15 protein-coding genes are annotated in these 19,708 nt (G+C 61.1%); 7 read left to right on the top strand and 8 right to left on the bottom strand.

Annotated features, from left to right (window positions below; translation table 11 throughout):
* Position 1: 1 nt before the first annotated feature.
* The 7 genes from J2Y56_RS26990 to J2Y56_RS26960 are packed head-to-tail and all read right to left on the bottom strand — an operon-like array spanning position 2 to position 6,158.
* Positions 2-2,647 carry a hypothetical protein gene (locus J2Y56_RS26990; RefSeq protein ID WP_310353808.1) on the bottom strand — a complete coding sequence of 882 codons (2,646 nt, stop codon included), beginning with the start codon at positions 2,645-2,647 and terminating at the stop codon, positions 2-4.
* Positions 2,644-3,012: a GPW/gp25 family protein gene (locus J2Y56_RS26985; protein WP_065834047.1), complete on the bottom strand. Its 369-nt coding sequence runs from the start codon at positions 3,010-3,012 to the stop codon at positions 2,644-2,646. The genes J2Y56_RS26990 and J2Y56_RS26985 overlap by 4 nt, the downstream gene beginning before the upstream one ends.
* A gap of 4 nt (positions 3,013-3,016) precedes the next feature.
* Positions 3,017-3,289, bottom strand: coding sequence for a hypothetical protein (locus tag J2Y56_RS26980; RefSeq protein WP_310353805.1), 273 nt, complete (start codon positions 3,287-3,289; stop codon positions 3,017-3,019).
* Between the two features lie 5 nt (positions 3,290-3,294).
* Positions 3,295-4,011, bottom strand: coding sequence for a phage baseplate assembly protein V (locus J2Y56_RS26975; protein WP_065834049.1), 717 nt, complete (start codon positions 4,009-4,011; stop codon positions 3,295-3,297).
* 59 nt (positions 4,012-4,070) lie between these two features.
* Complete coding sequence (locus tag J2Y56_RS26970; protein WP_310353802.1) at positions 4,071-5,204, bottom strand: hypothetical protein; 1,134 nt, start codon at positions 5,202-5,204, stop codon at positions 4,071-4,073.
* On the bottom strand, positions 5,201-5,494 hold the full coding sequence (locus J2Y56_RS26965) for a hypothetical protein (RefSeq protein WP_310353800.1): 294 nt from the start codon (positions 5,492-5,494) through the stop codon (positions 5,201-5,203). Before J2Y56_RS26965 ends, J2Y56_RS26970 begins: the two co-directional genes overlap by 4 nt.
* A 7-nt stretch (positions 5,495-5,501) precedes the next feature.
* A complete protein-coding gene (locus tag J2Y56_RS26960; protein ID WP_310353798.1) occupies positions 5,502-6,158 on the bottom strand; it encodes a hypothetical protein in 657 nt (218 codons plus the stop codon).
* Between the two features lie 246 nt (positions 6,159-6,404).
* Between J2Y56_RS26960 and J2Y56_RS26955 the strand changes: the two genes are divergently transcribed.
* From J2Y56_RS26955 to J2Y56_RS26925, 7 genes are all read left to right on the top strand, one after another.
* Positions 6,405-8,417, top strand: coding sequence for a phage tail sheath C-terminal domain-containing protein (locus tag J2Y56_RS26955; RefSeq protein WP_310353793.1), 2,013 nt, complete (start codon positions 6,405-6,407; stop codon positions 8,415-8,417).
* 13 nt (positions 8,418-8,430) lie between these two features.
* Positions 8,431-8,955 carry a phage tail protein gene (locus J2Y56_RS26950; protein WP_310353790.1) on the top strand — a complete coding sequence of 175 codons (525 nt, stop codon included), beginning with the start codon at positions 8,431-8,433 and terminating at the stop codon, positions 8,953-8,955.
* A gap of 48 nt (positions 8,956-9,003) precedes the next feature.
* Complete coding sequence (locus tag J2Y56_RS26945) at positions 9,004-9,801, top strand: hypothetical protein (RefSeq protein ID WP_310353788.1); 798 nt, start codon at positions 9,004-9,006, stop codon at positions 9,799-9,801.
* A 731-nt stretch (positions 9,802-10,532) separates the two neighbouring features.
* Positions 10,533-11,855 carry a DUF4255 domain-containing protein gene (locus J2Y56_RS26940; protein ID WP_310353786.1) on the top strand — a complete coding sequence of 441 codons (1,323 nt, stop codon included), beginning with the start codon at positions 10,533-10,535 and terminating at the stop codon, positions 11,853-11,855.
* Positions 11,852-13,798, top strand: coding sequence for an ATP-binding protein (locus tag J2Y56_RS26935; RefSeq protein WP_310353785.1), 1,947 nt, complete (start codon positions 11,852-11,854; stop codon positions 13,796-13,798). Before J2Y56_RS26940 ends, J2Y56_RS26935 begins: the two co-directional genes overlap by 4 nt.
* 12 nt (positions 13,799-13,810) lie before the next feature.
* Entirely contained in the window at positions 13,811-14,035 is a 225-nt protein-coding gene (locus J2Y56_RS26930) for a hypothetical protein (RefSeq protein ID WP_065834058.1), read from the top strand.
* Positions 14,036-14,205: 170 nt separating this feature from the next.
* A complete protein-coding gene (locus J2Y56_RS26925; RefSeq protein ID WP_310353776.1) occupies positions 14,206-17,790 on the top strand; it encodes a DUF4157 domain-containing protein in 3,585 nt (1,194 codons plus the stop codon).
* A gap of 867 nt (positions 17,791-18,657) precedes the next feature.
* Here J2Y56_RS26925 and J2Y56_RS26920 read toward each other — a convergent pair.
* Positions 18,658-19,482, bottom strand: coding sequence for a hypothetical protein (locus tag J2Y56_RS26920; protein WP_310353773.1), 825 nt, complete (start codon positions 19,480-19,482; stop codon positions 18,658-18,660).
* Positions 19,483-19,708: the final 226 nt, after the last annotated feature.

Raw genomic sequence — 19,708 nt, 5'->3', positions numbered from 1 at the left:
CTCACAACCCTCCCACGGCGGTCAGGCGCAGCACGCCGAACTCCGGCTGGCTGCGATCGTTGTCCAGGCGCGCGACTTCGCTCGGTCCCATGGGAACGAGGCCTCGCTCCAGCTCGCCATTCGGCGCGTCCCAAAAGCGCTTCATCACGAGAATGCGGGCAGATTCAACACCGTCGATGTGCTGCAGCAGCGCGTAGATGCGGCTCGAATAGACCGCCGAACCGAAGCGAAAATTGAGGGGGTGGAAGAAGCCGGAACTTGCGCCGGCCAGACGTCGGTTCGACAGCACATTGGCCGCTGCTTCCAGAACATCACCACGGAAATGGCCGCGCGCGATGCAAAGCTGGACTTCAAGTTCGATCGGAACATAGATGGCTGCGTGTACCACAAGGTCATAGCCAGCCAGGCGATAGCGGTTCAGCACTGCCCAAATGTGCTTCGCGAATGCCGGTTGCAGCCGGGCGGCGCCGCCCGGCATCCGGTCAAGAAGGTCTGGATCTGACGGATGGATCGCAACGAAAACGGTGTGCCAGCTCCCCGTCCAGACAAAAGAGGCTTTGGCCGCGGCCACATACTCCAACCGCATGGACACGGCCTCGTAGTCCGCCTCCGTCACCGCCCGGAATGTCTCGGCGCGGAACGCCTCGGGTGCAATCTGGCGGGCTTCCTCGATCGATTGCGGATCGACACCACCGCGTGCTGAGAGCGGTTGCCTGAGTTTTATGATGTCTGGGAAGTGCTGCGGCCCGCCACCGGGATTGGCCGGGTCCACCAGGTCGATAGCATCGGGCATGACGACATGCGTCAGCGCTCCTGCACCGATATTCCCCAATCGACCATTGCCAATCCTGTAACGGGCGCGGGCGGTGAGAGGCTGGGTGGGGTGCGTGACGCGGCGTCCATATTGGTCATCGCCGAAGCGCAGGTGCACCCTGTGGTCGGTGTCCACTTCGGCGACGAAATGTGGATGATAGGCATCGCTTGCGAAGAGCGTCGGAACAGGGCGGAATAACTCCGTATCCCCCACTGCCCAGCCGTATTCAACGACAACGGCGGGCATGGCCTTGGAGGTTGGCTGATCGAGGTCATGGCGGCCGGCGGACAGCCTGCCATCGAATGCATAATCCGGATCGCTCGGCATCGTCTGAAAGGTGAGCGGTGCATCGATCAGGATTTGCTGATCGATAGGCCAACGGCCCGTGCCCACATCAATCGGTGGCAGTTCCCGCAATGGGTCTGTCGGATCAGGTAGACGGCGGATGACTGTACGGCCATGGTCTGCGGGCGTGACATTGCCCCGCACAATCGTCACCGGTCCAATGAGTTGCCTTGTCTCTGGTATCTGAGCCGAAAGACAGAAGGGCAAGGGTGGTGCGTCGTTTTCACGCCAACGTACGTGCAGCAATGGCAACTTCACGTCGCCGGATGCGGCGGGTGTGAGTGCGCCATCGACCAGCAGATCGCGGAAGACCGGGTCGCTCGTGACGTCGACTGCCTCGATCCGCACGACATGGCGGTTGCGCGGATCAGCATCGGCAGCAAGGCCGGTACGTGGGCCAAGTATTTCCTCAAGAAGCAGATACTCGCCAAGGGCAATGTCGGGCCGGGTGGCGCGCAGGTTATTGCCCTGCGGCGATGTAACGTAGAGCCAGGCCTCTCGTGCTCCCCGCGCCAGACAACATGAGGCGTCGCCCCAGTCGTGGATGCGCATTTCGTTGCGACCAGCGAGGACGCGCACCGGTGCCGATGTTTCGAACACCACCGTCCGTGCCAGCGCCTTGTCGTCATCGAAGTCGGCAACGCCAGTGGGAATGACCAGCCCAGGTGGTGCCTTTTGCCCGCGCAGTGGCTCAATGACTTGCGTAAGAAGTTTCGTTCCCGCCGGAACAATACCGTCGGGACCGGCGCTCGCATCGAATTGCACAAAGCAGAATGCGTTGCGACCATTATGCATGGCGTAATCGATCAGGCGTGTGTGGCGCGCCGCCGAGACACGGTGGCGGCAAGTGTCGAAAAAAGCCTCGGTGATGGCAGCGTCCTGGAAATAGCTCAGATAGTCGGCGACATAGGCGAAAAGCTCGATCAGCGCAACGCAGAGATCGGCGGGATTGTGGTCGTCAAAATCGGGATTGAGCTGCGGTGCCAGATCCATCATCAGGCGACGGAAGCTCTGGTAGTCCTTTGCAAGATAATCGAGCGCAGGCTCCATGAAGCGCTCTGGCTCGCAATCGTGTCGTGTGCCGCAATCGAATTCGGTCGGGCAACCCGCCTTGAAACTGAACGCTGCCTCGCAGCGTTCCTCATCGATGCCGGGATGAGTAACGCGCAGGTAATAGGTCGAGAAGTCTCCCTCCCGATCCAGAAACAGGACCAGCCGATTGGGATCCGGATCGGCGACCACTGCAATTGGCTCGATGTCGACGACGCGAATGCCGCCCTCGATGCTGAACGAAGCGGGAGCGCCGACGAGGGCCGGGGGCGGAGGCTTCAGGAATTGGATTTCAAGCCGGTTGCGCTTAGGGGGCGCAGCCAGCAGGTCGCGGCGGAACTCGACAAAATCGACTCCATTCAATGGATGCACAGGCACCGTGAGAATCGCGTCGCGCCGTTCGTTTTCACACCACAAGGGCTCTTCGCGCGAGATCATGATGCAATGGCCTGTTTGAACTCCGCTGAGTGTCGTATGGAGCTTGCATTAATCGTGTAGACGACCGTGATGAAGAGCGTTGAATCATCGGCGCGCACGTCCACAGCTTCGACCCTGATGAGGTCACTGAGCCAACGCAGCAGAGATCCTTGAATGAAGTGCTGGGTGGTTGCGGCGAGTGCCTCACTGAGTGGTGCGAAGAGAAGCTGGCGAATGCCGCATCCGAAATCGGGACGATTGACCCGCTCCCCGGGCGCGGTGAACAGTACAGCGCGGATCGCGTCCAGAATGCGCTCGTTTTCGTCCGACACGGCGGTGCGACCCCGCGCGTCAAACCCGAATGGCACATCGAGATGGGTTGCCATTGTTTCAAATTCCCGTGGTGGAAATCTTGGGTGTCGTCGTGCGTGCAACCGCGCCGTCCGTGTAGTGGATGACGATGCTGGCCTGATTGTCGCGCAGGTATTTGACGACGCCCCGCGCGATTGCCACGAACAGCCGACGCCGGTCGCGTACATCGCTGGCGGGCTCGTTCGGCAGGCCCGGCAAGCCATCTGCCAACAGGCCGTCATGGAGTTGCGCTTCGATTGCTTCAGCCATCGAGGCGCCGAAATCGTCGAGTGTCCCGGGTTTGAGCGGCATGCTTGTTACTCCACAAAGACTTTCTGGGAGATGAGCGAGGGGGTTGGTAGCATCATCGGTGGCACTGGGAGCGCCGGAGCCACAGGCATGAAACCAAGCGCAAGTTCGCCGGGATGCACATGCGAATTGAAAGCGGCGACCAGTTGGCCGAGATAGGTCATCAATTGGTCCCCGAAAACGGACGGGTGAAAGGCTGTTCCACTGCCGTGCTGCACCAAAGGGGCTTCAAGCACGACAACACCCATGCCCGAAATCTTGACGCTCGCGGTTTTGACATTGACTTCGATCTTGTTCTGCGCGAGGGGATCGCTGATCGTAACTGTCTGGAGCGTGTCATCCATGGCAATGGTCAGCCCCGTGTCGGAGCGCCAGATCTTTTGCGTTGGCAGGGGCGGGGTGAGAGCAGGGGGCTCATTCGGGGCTTCGAGCGTCGCCCAATAGCCGCCAACCCAGATCGGCCGCGACGTGTCGCCCCCCTCAAACTCGATCCAGACACCGGAGCCTTGCGGCGGTATGGCAAAGAACCCGGCCTGCAGGCCCGCGACCGGTGCGCAAGGGTAAGCCCATCCGGTCGGAATGCCCTGCAGTACCTCGGGTACCATGGCCTGAATGCGCCCCAGTTTCAGTGGGTCCAGCGCATTGAAGACTGTGCCGCGATATTTTCCATACATGCCGGCCCGATGCGAGGATCCGGGCTGAGACTGTTCGTTGAACTCAAGCATGCAACAGACCTCCTTTTGGAAGGCCTGCTCACCTGACAGGCCTCATGGTGACAGCCCTCTCAGGTGACAGGCGCCAGCGGATCGATGAACACCTCCGCTCCGGTCAGGCCGACGGCGTTGCGCATCGCCTGGAAACTTTGCGTATACGCGTCGCGCGAGATTCTGTGGGTGACGCTTGTTACGGAGTACAGGCCTGAATGCTGTCGCCCCGCACCGCGCACCAGCACGGGCAAACCCGGCTGGAGAGGGCGGCCGAATTTCAGACCATCGACTTCACCGTTAGCCGAAACCGTGCGGTTCGACTGTGTGACACGGCCGAACGCGCGAACGAGTTTCTCGGCGGGGCTCGATGCATCACCCACCTCATCCATTTCGATTGCGGGCGGCATCATGCGGGCAATTGATGGTTCCAACCCCATCGGCAGCTCCGTCGGCGTCGACGCGAAAACCGGGACGGGCATGCGGGTGTGCGGGTCCACATAGCTCGTCAGTACGGTGGCGGGCTTCAACATCTGGTTGCTGATCTGGAAACTGCGCAAATTCGATTGCGATCCGAAGTCGATCGACAGCACGCCTTGGGCTGGCGCAACCGTGATCGGCGGATGGAAATGCCCGACATTGAAACCCGCAAGCGGATCGGGCTGAATATAAAGCTGGTAGCCGTATTTCGACGCCAGTTGCTCCAGAAAGGCATTGTCGCGTACGCGTTGCGTTGTCGTCGTATCCAGTGTCGTTCGCAACAGCGGCGTCGGCTCGGCGAGGGGAAGGATTGCGTATTTGCTGAAAATGGCTGAGGCAATCGCATCGTCCGGCATGTTGGGCCAGGTGAAGGCCGTTTGCACTTGCCCCATCAGTGTTCCCAGTGCATCAGCGCCCACGACTTCCAGCCGTGCCGACCCCGGCTCGCTCCCGACGTGTATTTGGACATCACGGATATAGCCGTTGATCAAGGTCAACGGCAGGCCAAGCCCGAAAGACAGGCTGATGCGCACTGGCATCATCGGTCGGAACAGATCGAAGACCAGGACATCGAGATCGCCCGTCGTCGTGCGGCTGAGTTCGACATGCAACCGGAACATCGCCGCACCTTCTACCGAGGTCTCGACCTCGATCTCCGAGAGCGCACTCGTGATGAAAGGTGGCAGAGGCGCGAACCCCAGGTTCACCATGAAAAAGGACGGCAGGAGGCTCATGACGCGCCCTCGCTGCCAGGTTGTGGAACGATGATCCTCGCGCCAGGTCGCGCCGTCAGATCGGCGGGACGCGCCAGGAGATTCGCATCGCACAAGCGCCAGAATGTCTCGGGGTCTTGCGCAATTCGCCAGGCTGCAAGATCAGGCCGGTCCAGGGGTTCTACGATGGTTCCCGCCGACCCCGTCGGCGTTGGCAAAAAACGAATGCGCTTGTGACGGATCACCCGGCCATCGGATGCCGTGTACTCGCTCTCGCCAATGGGCTCGTAGCGGCTACCGCGCGTAAACATGGTGGCCTCACAGCGGCAGAAGATCGGCGATCGCCGATGCATTGCCGAACGTGTTTGCCGTTGCCAGCACCTCCTTCTGCGCGTATCCGGCCATGTAGACCCAGTAAGCGGGATTCGTGATTTCAAGATCGCGATAGGTCTGCACCCTAAGTGACAGATCGGCTGCGATGCGAATGGGGTTGAGCGCCGTATCGAACGCCTGCTCCTTGATCGTCAGACTCTCGACCCGAACGGGCAGAACCCTGCGTTCACCCCAGATCAGCAGCGTGAGTGGGGCTTGTTCCGCCGCGACAAAAGCCATGCCCGCAAGCGCAAGAGCTTCATTCATGACCACGAGCGGGAACGCGGGATAGAGCAACATCTCGAGGGCGGCAATGACCGGATGTAGGCCCATGCGCGCCGTTGCGGCGTTATCTGTCGGGAATTCAAGCTGGTCGGTGGCGTCAATTTCGACGGTGAAGGTGAGCGTTTCGTCGGGAGGCCCCGATGCCCGTTGAGATTCGCCGCGCGCGCCCGAACCTTGGCTTCCACGCGCCGTCAGGTTGCGCGAAACTTCGTCAGGATTGTATTGAAAGACGATAATCGTCGGCACCAACGCAGGCGGACGGTAGGCGGCCAAGCCGCCCTTGCGCAGACGGGGACTGCGCGGAAATTGTGATGGCACGCGTATACCTTCTTGATTATATGAAGAAAAGTTACGGCAACCGGTCTGTGATCGGCGATTTGCAGATCACAAGAGTACGTTCAGGTCAGTACAGCTTCTAAACAATGTCAAGTTCGGCCTGGATTGCCAGAGAGGCGAGGGGTTGATTTTTGTATTTCTTTGTGCCGCTTTTAAAAGTCGACTACAGTGAGTTGGCGTTGACGTTTTCAGCAGGCTCTGCGTGCTAGAAATGAGGAGGTATCTCCAATGCCGGTCCGCCCAACTTATCCAGGCGTTTATGTCGAAGAGATCCCGAGCGGCATCAGAACCATCGCGGGTGTCTCGACATCGGTCGCGGCATTCATCGGCAGCTTTCCGCGCGGTCTCCTGAACCAGGCAGTGCAACTGTTTGGTCTGGCGGATTTCGAGCGGGAATATGGCGGGCTCGATGTCGCCAGCGAAACGAGTTACGCGATCCAGCAATTCTTCCTCAATGGCGGCACCGAATGTTTCGTCGTCCGGGTCGCCGACACGGTCACGGCCCCCGCCGCGCAGGCGTCCGCCGTAATTCTGCCGAATGGGTTTGGTATCGATATCGCCAACGTCTCCGCCGGGCGGCGCATTCGCAGGCAATCAGCGACGAACCCCGGATCATGGGGAGACTCGCTGCGGGTCGATATCGATTTCGCAACGCGCCCGGCAACCCTCGCGGCCGAGAAGGGAACACTGTTCAACGCCACGATCAGCCTCATCCGGGTCGATGGTGACCGCACTGTCACGGTCGCAAGCGAGCGATACACCAATCTCACGATGCAGGCTGGGCAAGATAACGCGCTCGACACAATCAACGCCGGGTCAACGCTTGTTCAACTGGACCGAACCGGTCTGCCCGCGCTGCCCGCCACCGATGCGCGACCGGCCGCAAGCGGCACTGTCAGTGGGCCTCATCCGGCAGCAACCGCCGCACCGGCAGTTGCTACCAATCTGACGCTCACCCTCACTGTTGGCGGTGTCGCGCAGCCCCCGATTGCGCTCGTCATTCCGCCGACGCCAGCTCCAGGTCGCCTGGCAGACTGGGCCAACAATTTGCAGACAGTTATTCGCGCGCAAGCGGCGATTCTGCCGCTCCCGTTGCAACCTTACCTATCCGAGGCAACGGTCGAGATCGTCGGCGAAAACACTGCACTCAACCCAGCGCGTTTTGTGATCCGCACCGGGCGCAACGCGCGCCCCTTCGACACCAATACGACGTTGGACTTCAAGGGAGCTGATCTGGCGGATTATCTGCTCAATTCCTCCACTGGTCCGGTCGCAGCGAGAGCGGTCAAGTCGCCGCAATCCTACCCATTAACCAGCGGGCAAAATGGCAGCGCTGCTGTACCGGTTACCGCATACCGTGGTGTCCGTGCCGCGAAGACCGGGCTTTATGCGCTGGAAGACATCGATCTGTTCAACATTCTTTGCGCCCCGGACGCCGCTGCCATGGCGGGTGCAGATATGCGGGCGCTCTACACCGAGTGCGAAATCTACTGCGAAGAGCGACGCGCGATGGTGCTGGTTGATATCGACGCCAGCGTCGTGCGGCTCGATCAAATGCAGGCCTGGCTCGCCGACAACGAAACGCTGCGGCACCCCAATGCAGCCATGTATTTTCCACGTACCCAGATTTCTGACCCGCTGTCGCGTGGGCGGCTGCGGAGTATTGGCGCAAGCGGAACGATTGCAGGGCTCTATGCCCGCACCGACACGCAGCGTGGTGTCTGGAAAGCACCCGCGGGCACCGATGCTCGGCTGCGGAACGTGCAGGCCCTCGACTATGCGATGACTGATAGGGAGAACGGTGCGCTGAACCCGCTTGGCATCAATTGCCTGCGGACATTCCCCGTCTACAGCAGTATCTGCTGGGGCGCCCGCACGCTCGATGGTGCCGACCAGATTGCGTCCGACTGGAAGTATGTTCCGGTCCGCCGTACAGCCTTGTTCCTTGAAGAGTCGCTTTATCGTGGGTCCAAGTGGGTGGTCTTCGAGCCGAATGACGAGCCGCTCTGGTCGCAGATCCGGCTCAATGTCGGGGCCTTCATGCAGGATCTTTTCCGCAAGGGTGCATTCCAGGGCTCGTCTGCGCGCGACGCCTATTTTGTGCGCTGCGATTCTGAGACGACGACGCAGTTCGATATTGACAGCGGCATCGTCAATATCGAGGTGGGTTTCGCGCCGCTCAAACCCGCGGAGTTCGTCATCCTGAAAATTTATCAGATCGCACGGCGCGCCGAGGTTTGAAAGGGGTTGAATGATGGCTCAGTTCACGGTCAACGCACGACGCTTCGATCCCTACAAGAACTTCAAGTTCAGGGTGAAATGGGACGGCCGCTATGTCGCCGGCATCAGCAAGGTGTCAGCTCTCAAGCGCACGACCGAAGTCGTCGAGCATCGGGAAGGCGGCGACCCGAGTACCAGCCGCAAATCGCCCGGGCGCTCAAAGTATGAGCCACTGACGCTGGAGCGTGGTGTCACGCACGACATCGATTTCGAGCAATGGGCTAACAAGATCTGGAATTTCGGTTCCGGCCCGGGGGCGGAAATGTCGCTCGCCGACTTCCGCAAAGACGTGATCCTCGACGTGTTCAATGAGGCGGGCCAGAAAGTTTTGTCTTACCAGCTCTATCGCTGCTGGGTGTCAGAGTATCAGGCGCTTCCTGATCTTGATGCCAATGCCAACGCGGTGGCGATCCAGATAATCAAGCTGGAAATGGAGGGTTGGGAAAGGGATTACGCGGTCGTCGAACCCGCCGAGCCGCGTTTCAACGAGCCAGCGTAAGCAAGAAGCCCAAAGCAAATAGACCACGCGTTGTGGAGGATGCTGCGGATGGAAACGATCCCTTCTGTTTTCCAAACGGTGTTCTTGCCGTATGGGCTCTGGCAGGCTGGACAGCGCTATTGCACCATTGCGGTTCGCCCAATTTCCGGCCACGACGAAATACTTGTGGAAGAGGCTCTTGCCGCCGGAGCCAGCGTCGCGCGCGCGGGCACTCTGCTGATAGGCCTATGCGCCTCCCTGACAACAGAGGAGGGCGCTCAAACAGCTCTCGGGTCAGAGGCCGCGCGGACGCTGACACTGGGGGATCGTGAACTCCTGTTTCGCGCAATTTTTTCCAGCACGTTTTCGCCAAAAGTCGCGTCGGGGCTGCCATGCCCTGGCGATTGTGGCGAAACCATCGAGTTCGATCTTGACCTATCCATCGCTCCCGAAATGCCGCCTGAACCGGGCCCGATCCATCATCTCGAATTCATGGGGCTGCAAGCTACTTGTCGATTGCTCACCGGTGCCGATCTGGAAGAGGCGGCGGGCACAGACGATCCGGTGTCATCGCTATGTCACGCCTGCACCGGTAATGATGCGCTTCCCTGCGACGTTCTTGCACAGGAACTGACCCGGCTGGACCCGAATGCGGAAACGGTGATCAATCTGACCTGTGCCGCCTGTGGTCACGAGACGCAGGTCTACCTCGATGGATTCGAGTTGATCAGGCATGCACTCGCCACGGAGGGTGGCATTTTCAGGCAGGTCCATATTCTTGCAAGCGCCTATGGCTGGCGAGAACAGGACATTCTGGCGATCCCGCGCGCGCGCCGTCGCCGTTACTGTGCCTTGGCGAATGAATGATGGGCCGCCAGAGTAATTTCCTCACCCGACTTGTCGACCGTGCGGTTGTTCCGCAACCCGACATTGAGGCTCCGCTTGTCCGACCGCTGAGTGCCATCTACGAGGGCGGCGGCTTCGAGGCGGACCTTGTGACGCAAGAGGCCGAAACGCGCGCCAACCGTGGGATAGGGCAGCCTCAGAATTACAGCGCGGCTGCGACACGTCCTCCCCCATCGCATGATGCGACAGAACCGCTCCGACCCCGGCACGAGCGGGGCGGGCGGCAGCTTCAGGCGCATTCGGAAATGTCGCCGACAGGACCCTCTGAGCGGGAAACCACAAGCCAGCACGCCGCGAGGAAGGAAACCGCCACTGCTTCGGACCTGCACATCGAAGAGAGAACTCCGCCGATTGAACCCCGCATTGTCCAGCGACCATTGGACAAAACCGCGCATGCATTTGCCAGCCAGCCCATCACGTTGCAATCGGTGATCGACCATATTTTTCGTGATGAAGGCAGACCAGGCAAAACCCGCGAGCCTCAGCCAATGCAGACTCCGCCTAACTCTGTCGAACAGCGCAGCGACAACCTGGAAGAGACGTCTGTGCCCCCGTTTGTCAGCATTGGTCGCATTGATATCTCGGTTGCTCCGCCGCTGCCTGGTACATCTCGGGAGACAGGCCCACCTCGTTCGCAGGGGTTCGCCAGCTACAGTCGCATTCGTCGTGGACAGGAACGATAGGGAGCTTCGATGGCGAATTTCAACGCGATTGCCGCCGTATCCCGCACCCTTCGGCGGTTGTTGCTGGACCGTATGGCAAGTGCCGGTGTGTCGGTCACACTCGCCCCGCCAGATGTGACGATTGCTGGCGTCAACGGACCCCGCGTCAATTTGTATCTCTATCAGGTGCTGGAGCAGGCGCAGCTCAAGAACCAGTCAATTCCCGGTCACGAGCATCCCGCAGCCTTCGGTCATCCACCGCTGTCACTGACCATGCGTTTTCTTGTCAGCAGCTACGCCAGCTCCGAGGACCAGCAGGACTCGGATATCATCGCCCAATCCATCCTCGGCGACGCCATGCTGGTGTTGCACGATTTCGGCGCGCGCATGGAGAACATGCTCCTTCTCACCAACCGGGCAGGGGCCATCGGTGACCCGGTTCTTGATCCCGTACTGCAATCCGAATTTGAGCGGATAAAGCTGGTCTTGCATCCCATTCCCTTCGACGAAGTATCGAAGCTGTGGTCGGCAATGCCCGAGGCCAATCTACGCCGGTCGGTCGTGTACGAGGCCAGCGTCGTGCAGATCGAGGGGCGGCTCCCGCATCGTCAGGCGCAGCCCGTGTTGAGGCGTCGGATTCTGGCTTCAATCGCCAGACCACCCGTTCTTGTCGACGCCTATCGGACAGCCCCGCCCACCGCTTCTTCCTCCCGCGATGCTCGCATCGGGATTGGCGAGGAGATCACGATCGAGCATCTGCCCACGACCGCCGAGCGGCTTTATGTCTGTTTAGGGTCGCTTGAGCCGATTCGCGTTGCGCTGCCGTCGAACGGGATCATCCGCATCCTTGTCCCCGACGCGCAATATCCGATAGATCTCGATCACCTGGCGGTGCGGCCCATCCCGCCGGAGACCCAGTTGCAACCCGGACCACTGGAAATCGTTTTGATGTCGGCTACTGTGGTGAGCGGTGTTGAAGGCGGTCTTGACCGAGGAACGCCGGTCTTGACCGACCGCATGCTTACGTCCAACAGCGCGCTGATGCAATTGATCCCGCTTGTTGCAACCGCGTCGCCAACGTTCGGGAACGCAGGCGCGATCCTGCGTCTCACTGGCCAGCGCCTTTGGGCGGATACGCTGCCCAGTGAGGTCCTGATGGCGGATGTCGCAGTGCCCGTTCGGCCCCCGCAACCGGGCGATCAATGGGCGGCACCAACGTCCGTGCAAGTCGAAATTCCCGTCAGCGCAATTGCAGGTCTGCTTCCCCCGCGTGCGACACCCTACCGAGTCGCGGCCCAGACAAACGGCGTGCGTAGCCGCGAGAACGCACTGACTTTCAGGCTCGACCCATGACTTCCGAAACGACGGCAACAACGCAAGGGCTGCACGATGGCCCGCCGCAGGAAACTGCCGAAGAGCAGGCCGCCGTGCACGAGGACACGGACTGGCTTTCATTGAATGACGATGTGCTGCGGCTGGGCCTGCAGTGGGCCGACGACCGATTGGCTGGGGCGTTCGATGCGGATAGCCGATCGGCCTATCTTGCCGCACGCGACGCGATGATCGACCTGGGGCAGCCCTCGGCGCTCGACCTCATATCGCAATGCTTCTGCCTCGCACGTTGGGATGAAGATGTATTGCTGCTGGCGCTTGCGCCGGCCATCGATGGTTCATTTGGTCCACGGTATGGGGCGTTGCAGGGCCTGGTAACGGCCTCGCCCTGCACGCCGCATGTGCTGGCGAAACTGCTTTTCTACTCCGACCGGCTGCCTGCCCAGGCCATGCAGCGATTGTCGAGCGAGGCTCCGCTACGGCGACACGCGCTGTTAAGCGTTGAGCCAAATTCTTCGCTGCCGATGGGGGCGGCGATTGAATTGCCCGAAAGAATGCGCAATCTTCTTTGCGGGTTTGGCGGGCATGAAATGGGCATCGATGAAGGTGTGGAACCGCTGGCACCCGTGCCGCTGCCCCAGCGCTTGGAGAATCTCGCGACGCGGCTCGCCAAAATCGATGGTGTTCCTTTGCGGTTGCAGATTATCGGACAGTCTGGTGCCGGTCGCACGGCGCTTGCGACCGAAATTCTTGCGCGACTTGGCGTTGGTGCCTGGAGCGTCAAGGCGAGTCTCGCTGGATCGGAATTGGCGCTGGCGCGTGATGCGGTGCTTGCGGGATGCGGCATTATTCTGAATGTCGAAGCAGATGGCACGCAGGGTTTAGCGCAGCGGCTAGATCGGCTTTTACCGCAACCTCTCCTGATGGTCAGCGAAGCGCCCATTGAGGAGATGGAGCACGTACCTGTCACCCGGATCGATTCCATTTCTCCTGTTGAACGCGCCGCTTTGTGGCGCGTGGTCGTGGATGCGCCTGTAACCGAGGTGTTGACGGTGGCCGAACAATTTGCGCTCGGCCCGAGCCGCATTGCGGCCATCGCGCGGCAACCGGGACTCGCTGCGGGTGGATTGTGGGCAGCGTGCCGTGATCTCGGTGCGCGTGATCTCGAGGCGCTCTCGACGCATATCACACCACGGCGGAACTGGGACGATATTGTTCTTGCGCCTGAAACTCGTACCGCGCTGGATGCACTCGTCGCGCAAGTCACGGGGCGAGCCGAGGTGAATGGGGCGTGGGGATTGCGTCGCGTACTGGGACGTGCGACCGGGATCAGTGCCTTGTTTGCGGGGCCGAGCGGGGTCGGCAAAACCATGGCGGCGGAGATTATCGCGGGCGCGTTGAAGCTTGATCTCCATGTCGTCGATCTCGCCCGCCTATCGAGCAAATTCATCGGCGAGACGGAGAAAAACCTGCGGCGAATTTTCAATGCGGCGGAGCGGGGGGGGGTGGTGCTGTTTTTTGATGAGGCCGATGCGCTGTTCGGCAAACGCAGCGAGGTGAAGGACAGTCACGACCGCTATGCCAATGCGGAGGTCAGCTATTTGCTGCAACGCATGGAGACCTATGGCGGGCTTGCGATTCTCGCGACGAATCTCAAGACTCATCTCGATACGGCGTTCCTGCGCCGCTTGCGGATGATTGTCGACTTTCCTCTGCCCGACGTCGCCGCGCGACTCGCTTTGTGGCAGCGCGCAATTCCGCAGACAGCCCCGCAGGGCGTGATCGATTGGCAGCAACTGGCCCGGCTTGATTTGTCCGGCGGCAATATTTCGACCATCGCGACCAACGCCGCTTACTGCGCGTGCGCGGATGGCGGGGTGATTGAAATGCGTCATTTGCATGCCGCAATCGCGGCAGAATATCGCAAGCTTGATCGCGATGCCTCAGGTCTTGGACAGGGTTGAAGGAGCACGCTGATGGATACCAATACCCGAATTCGGATTGATCGCCTCTCAATCAGCGGCGTCGATGCGGCAACTGCCAGGGCGCTCGGCGCTGCCATCGAAAGGGCGCTCGGCAAGGCGGCATTGGCTGGACGCCTTAATCCCTATGAACAACGGACATTGCGATTGAACCTCAAGGCGGGTGCTGACGCGCGGGCAATTGCGCGCGCGCTGGCCGATGCGCTGGGAGAACGCTAATGGGGGGCCAGGCGACATACGACGCGAAGCGCGCTGTCGCCTCCACTTCGAAGGCCGACGCCAATCGGACCTCTCGACCTGAGGCGCGCAAGCAATCCCCGATCCGGGCGTCCGCCGCCGGCTTGACACTGTCTCCTCTGAGATCCTCTTCCGAATCGGAAGCCGACCGGATGGCCGACGCAGCGATGCGTCCAGAGGGGATCCACCCGATGAGTCACTTCCCCGTTACCGCTCCACCCAAAGCCCCGAACAGCCCGGCGATCCAGGGTGGACGGCCACTGCCAGCGTACCTGCGGGATTGGTTCGAAGACCGGTTTCACACGGATTTCAGTGACGTAAGGCTGCATCATGGATACGACGCCGCCCGGACTGCCAGGCTGCTGCGCGCCAGCGCCCTGACCATGGGCGACCATCTGATGTTCGCGCGCGACGCCTATCAGCCCCATTCCATGGCAGGCCGGCGCCTGATTGCACATGAACTGGCGCACGTGGCGCAACAGCGCCGGGATGGCCGGGCCGTCATCGCCCGAAAGCCAGCCGACTGGCTGAACGGCGGGAGCCGCCTTCTGGAGGACATACCGAACATGTCGGACCAGAATCTGCAGATCGAGCTCGACGAACTGGAGGATTGGCTCAATCAGCAGATCCGGGGCAGTGTGGAGGACGACCATATCCGCGTCGTCGCTCACAGCATCAAGCTGGAGCTCGCCCGCCGGCAACAACTGGAGCTCCAGGCAGGCAAGCGAAGGGCCAAAAAAAAGGGACTGACCGAACCCGACAAACGGATCGGTGCGGCTCCGTTGCCCCGCATCCTCACCGAACGCGGCAGCCGCGTCCTCACCGATCCTGTCGAAATCCGAGACGAGTACAACCTGATCTCTGAACGGCTGCGACGCTCGGACATCTCGCAAGAGGAGCGCAGGCTCCTGGAGGTGGCGCGTCTCAACCTGACCCCAAAGACCGAGGCTCTGCGTCAGCAGGAGGCTTCTCAACGCAAGAATCAGCAGATCGCAAAGGCGCTGGAGATCGACCCGAAGGCAGCCGACGCGCTCGCTGGACTGGCGCGGACTATCATGGAGATCAACGCCGATCCCCAAAATCCAGAACAGTTCTACATCTACAGCAAAGGTAATCGGGTTCCGATCAGCCGCGGTCAACGCGACTATGTCCGCACGACACTCGCCAGCGAGCTGCGACACGCCTACATGCTGACCAAGGGCAACACCGAAATGACGTGGGAACGCTACGAGGGCCAGGTCAAGCTCGACAGCAAACACTGGGTCATCTCGTACTTCGCCAGCCTGCTCGGCGGGGTGGACGATCCTGGCATGCAAATCGTCATGGCGCGGCTGATGGCCCAGAACAGCCTGATCCAACTCGACGCCCTGCTGAAAACCGGCGATATGGTTGGGGCCGCCACCATCTTGCCGCGGGTCAACGCCAACTGCAAACTCGTCCGCGCCTTGGCCGATGCCTACTATTTTGGGATGATCAAAGGCGCGGAGCGGGTCCTCACCGTGCTGGAGATCACCGCCGCCGTCTCTGCCGCGGTCGCCGTGAGCATTGCCGCTGTGGTGGCGGCGCCGTTCGTGGCCGGAGCGGTGGCGGGGGCCGGGATCACCGGCGCTGGGGGTACTGTCCTGACGATCGCCGGCACCGGTACAGTGGTCGGCACGGGCAATGCGCTGTACAAGGGCGGCACCGCCGCTCTCGTCACAGCGGTCGGCGGCGGATCGGCGGACGATGCGTGGAGGGCTTTCAAGGACGCCGGCTGGGCCGGCGCGAAGGAGGGATTCTTCGCCGGCGCCGGCGGCGCGGCCGCCCGCGCGCTCGGCCCCGCGCTTAGAAGCGCCGGGGTCGGCAACAAGGTGCTCGAGCGCGTGGCGACCGAGATGGTGGTCAATGGCGGCTCGACGACCCTGGACGCAATGGCCAGCGGCGCGTCTGTGCAGGACGCCGTTCAGGCCGGCTTGTTCTCAGCGGCGACCAGCCTTCCCGGGGGGGCGCTGGGCGCTGCCAACAACAAGATCGTCAGCCAGATCGCCGCGCCGCTGGCGTCCTCGGCAGCCGCCTTTGCTACGTCGCTAAATCGCGGCGAAACCCCCGAACAAGCGGCGCGCGCGGCGACCACGGCGTTGGCTGTCAGCCTCAGCGTCAACGCCGCCACGTCCGGTCGCACGGCGGAGCTCGCCGGATACCAGGCCAAAGGGCAGGCTGTCGGCAAGCAGGTCAAGAGCGCAGCCATCAGTACGACGGCCGCCCTGATGATCGGGACCGCAAAGCCCCTGCAGACATCGTTGGATGCGACCGGTCCCGCCGCAAACCCGTCGGCATTGGTACAACCGGCGAGCCCGCCGCAGGTTCAGGCCGGAGCCTCGCTCCCAGCCCGCCCGGCGGAGCCAAAGCCCAAGGCGCCACCCGCAACGGCCGAGCCGGTCGCGCCGAGAAGTCTACCGGTAGTGCACGCGACCGGATCCAAGCCCGTGATACCCGCCGTAGTCGCGCCGCCGTCCAAGGCGCCGGCCGTTCTCAAGCCAACGTCCGAAGGCAACGCGCCGGATGCCGAGCGCGAGCCGCCGGCGAAGGCGGCTGCGCCGGCCAAGACACCCGCGGAGGAGCCACCGGCCGCACCACCCCGCTCCAATAAGCCGGGTGGTCCCGCAGACCCTCTGACCAAGCAGATCGAACAGCTGCCCGTCCAGGAAATCGGCAACATGATCGAGTTCGCCCAGGTCGAAGCCGAGCGGCGCTACTTCGCCATGCGCTACAGAAACAATCCGAAGGCCGCCGCCAAGGTGGCCACGGTGCTGGAGACCGCTCGCAACACTGGAGCGGCGACTGCGGACTTGCCATTGCCGGACCGTGTGGACCTGCATCGCCGGATCGCCGAGGATCAGAGCGGCATGACCAGGAGGTCCACCACCATCACCACATCCGTGAGCGTCGGGGTCGGAACCGAAAAATCTCCCGTGAGGGATGTGAACGTTGTCACCGCATACGGCGACAATCCGCAGAAACGCTGGCAGATCCGCCCAGCCCTGGTGAAGAAGGGCGGCAGCTATCCCACCATGCAGAAAGACCTGAACCGTCGCAACATCCGTGGCCAAGCCATGGGATTGGCAACCTATCTGCGCTCGACCAGGAACGCGCCGGACCGTCTGGGCGCCGGCGCGGCGTCTGCAGAAGTACGCGTCGTGGAAGCCGCGCGCCTGCGCGGCGGAATGGCCTCGTTGACCCTCGAACAGGGAATGACCGAGCTCGGGGCCCAGGATTTCGATGCGATGCCGCTGATGCGCACGCCAGAGGGACAGCCGGTCCGTCCGCTCGTCGGCAAGAAGCAAGGGCCTGCCCCTGCCGGCGACAGCTTTCCCGAGCGCACCAGGGGGACCGGCGACCTTAACGCGATGGCGGGCGAGAAGACGGGCGCGCTCGCGCAGTACGACGCCGGCGTACGCAATAAGGCCGGCATCTCCAAAACGGCAGAGGCCCAGAACCGCGAAAGGCGGTTTGCCGCCGAGGCCGATCTGTTCAAGACGCTGAATCGCGTCGACGAATCGGTCCTGCTCGGTGGCAGCAAGGCCGGCGCCGCCCTGGAGCCCGTGCGCTCTAGCTTCCGAGCGTATATGAAGGCTTGGATCGACGCCCGTGCCGCCCCCCCGCCAGGAAGCTCGCGCGTCGATCCTCAGGCGGTGCTGAGCGCACGCGAAGACTTCGTCATGGCGTTGACCGAATACATGCAGAAGCAACACCCCTAAGGGCGGCTCAGCCGCTCTCGAGCGCCCGTGCGAGACGGGATCGCGCACTGGACAACCGCTGAACGACGGCGGTGCTCGACCTCACCGGCTTCCGCGCGCGTGCTGATGTGCCACCCTGAAACTCCCCCGGGGGGGAAGTAGAGTCTGGCCCATTGTGTGAGGTCAGAGGACGGCGCTTCACCGTCAGCCCAAGCTCTGGTAGTCAATGAACATCGGAAGGCAGTTGGGGGGGATGGTGGGTAACGCGCAGCGTTGTCCGGCAAATCCACTACCCTATCGCAATCTCGTGGCTTCTGAAGCACATTGGGACTACGTCAGCCATGACCGAGACATTCGACCGGATTGCACTCCCGTCGGCCAGCGCGAAAGGCACAGGTAATTGTCCCTCGCACGCTACTGTTGGGATGGTTCGAGACCAGCGGCCAGAGCTCGTGGACTACGGCCGCCCACGTCTCTCGAAAGCAACCGGGCGGAAACGGTAGTTCAGGACGGCACTTGACCCTCCGCTCTGGCCGAACACTCACCGGCCGACACTACTGCACGAATGACCGTTGCCTCTTGGAGGCTGCCGCTGAGGTCGCTCCGGGTCAAAGGGCAGAAGTTGGCCGTTTTCTGCCTGCCACGACCGGCTGAAACCGACCCACAGCGGACGGTCAGCAACCGACAGAAATCGGACAATAGCTGATTCTCGGCAGAGTGAAAATTCCCTCAATAGCTTCGAACTAATAGGCGACCCTACCCTGACTGACATCTCTTACGCCGCGTGCATAAACGATTAGTCGGTACGCAGCGAGTCGTCCTAAAGATTGTACGGGTAAGCGTTGTGAGCCTCCAAAAGGAGGCTGGGGCAGGGGTAAACCGGCGCGATTAGAAAAAATTCCTTTTGACGGTGAGCGCTAGCAAAGCAACACCACCCGCACAAAAAACTATCGGGAGCACTGGTGTAGATACAATTCCTAAACTTACGGCGAGCGATCCCAAGGTAGATGAACCAAAAACCGTGGTTGTTCCAAAAGTAGATACAGCAACCGCCGTTGCCCCGCCGGCTGCTAAGGCTATCGGAGTATCAGTCAGGACTTTTTCCATTTTGTTAAGCGCCGGATCAATCAACTGAGAGGTCGTACCAGGAACAACGTCCATAGTTACTTTGGATAGGCGAATAGCTCCTTGTGCAAATCTCGCGAAGTGCGCCTTTATTGCGTCGCTAGATAGGCAACGTCGAGCGCCATCAATAAGCAGGCCCAGGCCAATCAGGAACACTGAACCTTTCAAGGCTATAGCCTGGTAGTCGACAGCGTTCAGAAAGTTATGCAGCAGGTCGCCGGCAGTGTAACCGGCGAGGCCCAGGATGAGCGACGCGCCCCCTGCAACCACGCTGGCCGGGATGCCAATGGCGCCTCCAAGGGCAACAATGCCGATGGAGCCGATGATCGACCCAGCCAGGTAGCCAATGCCGCCACCGACTGCGCCACCGATCTTCGAGGCGTTATTAAAGAGCGGATCGCTGATAGCGTTAATGGCTCTAATAGACTCATTAATCAGGCCATGCTGAATGGCGTAAGTGATCAAGGCTGCCCCAACTGCCATTTCTGCCACGCCGACCGCTACCGGGTGCGACTTGCACCACTGAAGAATCTTTTCATAGATCGATTCGACTTGTTCGTTTTCGTGTTCGCTTAGATGGATGTCCATGCTGCTAATCCTGTGTGAAGTTTGCTTTAGGGAGAAGTTAGTTATGGGCAACCAGTGGTGTCAAATGTTTTTTCGACGCTATTATTTGAATCTATTTTTTTGCCGTTTTTTTTGTCATGGTTAATGATGCATGGACTTGCCCCTACAAAACCGGACACCAACTCCCCGTTAAATTGATGCAGCTGCCAAGCGCCTGAACTCCCTCGGTGAGCGATAGTTCAAAGCG

It is taken from the genome of Pseudomonas sp. BE134, from assembly GCF_031456105.1.
Classification (GTDB): domain Bacteria; phylum Pseudomonadota; class Gammaproteobacteria; order Pseudomonadales; family Pseudomonadaceae; genus Aquipseudomonas.
Note: the sequence above shows the minus strand (reverse complement) of the source record. Positions and strands in the feature narration are given on the sequence as shown.

Bases quoted from the DNA above. Each gene is read 5' to 3' on its own strand.
- J2Y56_RS26930 (WP_065834058.1), top strand. From the start codon at position 13,811: ATGGATACCAATACCCGAATTCGGATTGATCGCCTCTCAATCAGCGGC.
- J2Y56_RS26975 (WP_065834049.1), bottom strand. From the start codon at position 4,011: ATGCTTGAGTTCAACGAACAGTCTCAGCCCGGATCCTCGCATCGGGCC.
- J2Y56_RS26970 (WP_310353802.1), bottom strand. From the start codon at position 5,204: ATGAGCCTCCTGCCGTCCTTTTTCATGGTGAACCTGGGGTTCGCGCCT.
- J2Y56_RS26925 (WP_310353776.1), top strand. From the start codon at position 14,206: ATGGCCGACGCAGCGATGCGTCCAGAGGGGATCCACCCGATGAGTCAC.
- J2Y56_RS26965 (WP_310353800.1), bottom strand. From the start codon at position 5,494: ATGTTTACGCGCGGTAGCCGCTACGAGCCCATTGGCGAGAGCGAGTAC.
- J2Y56_RS26920 (WP_310353773.1), bottom strand. From the start codon at position 19,482: ATGGACATCCATCTAAGCGAACACGAAAACGAACAAGTCGAATCGATC.
- J2Y56_RS26945 (WP_310353788.1), top strand. From the start codon at position 9,004: ATGGAAACGATCCCTTCTGTTTTCCAAACGGTGTTCTTGCCGTATGGG.
- J2Y56_RS26980 (WP_310353805.1), bottom strand. From the start codon at position 3,289: ATGCCGCTCAAACCCGGGACACTCGACGATTTCGGCGCCTCGATGGCT.
- J2Y56_RS26950 (WP_310353790.1), top strand. From the start codon at position 8,431: ATGGCTCAGTTCACGGTCAACGCACGACGCTTCGATCCCTACAAGAAC.
- J2Y56_RS26955 (WP_310353793.1), top strand. From the start codon at position 6,405: ATGCCGGTCCGCCCAACTTATCCAGGCGTTTATGTCGAAGAGATCCCG.
- J2Y56_RS26990 (WP_310353808.1), bottom strand. From the start codon at position 2,647: ATGATCTCGCGCGAAGAGCCCTTGTGGTGTGAAAACGAACGGCGCGAC.
- J2Y56_RS26935 (WP_310353785.1), top strand. From the start codon at position 11,852: ATGACTTCCGAAACGACGGCAACAACGCAAGGGCTGCACGATGGCCCG.
- J2Y56_RS26985 (WP_065834047.1), bottom strand. From the start codon at position 3,012: ATGGCAACCCATCTCGATGTGCCATTCGGGTTTGACGCGCGGGGTCGC.
- J2Y56_RS26940 (WP_310353786.1), top strand. From the start codon at position 10,533: ATGGCGAATTTCAACGCGATTGCCGCCGTATCCCGCACCCTTCGGCGG.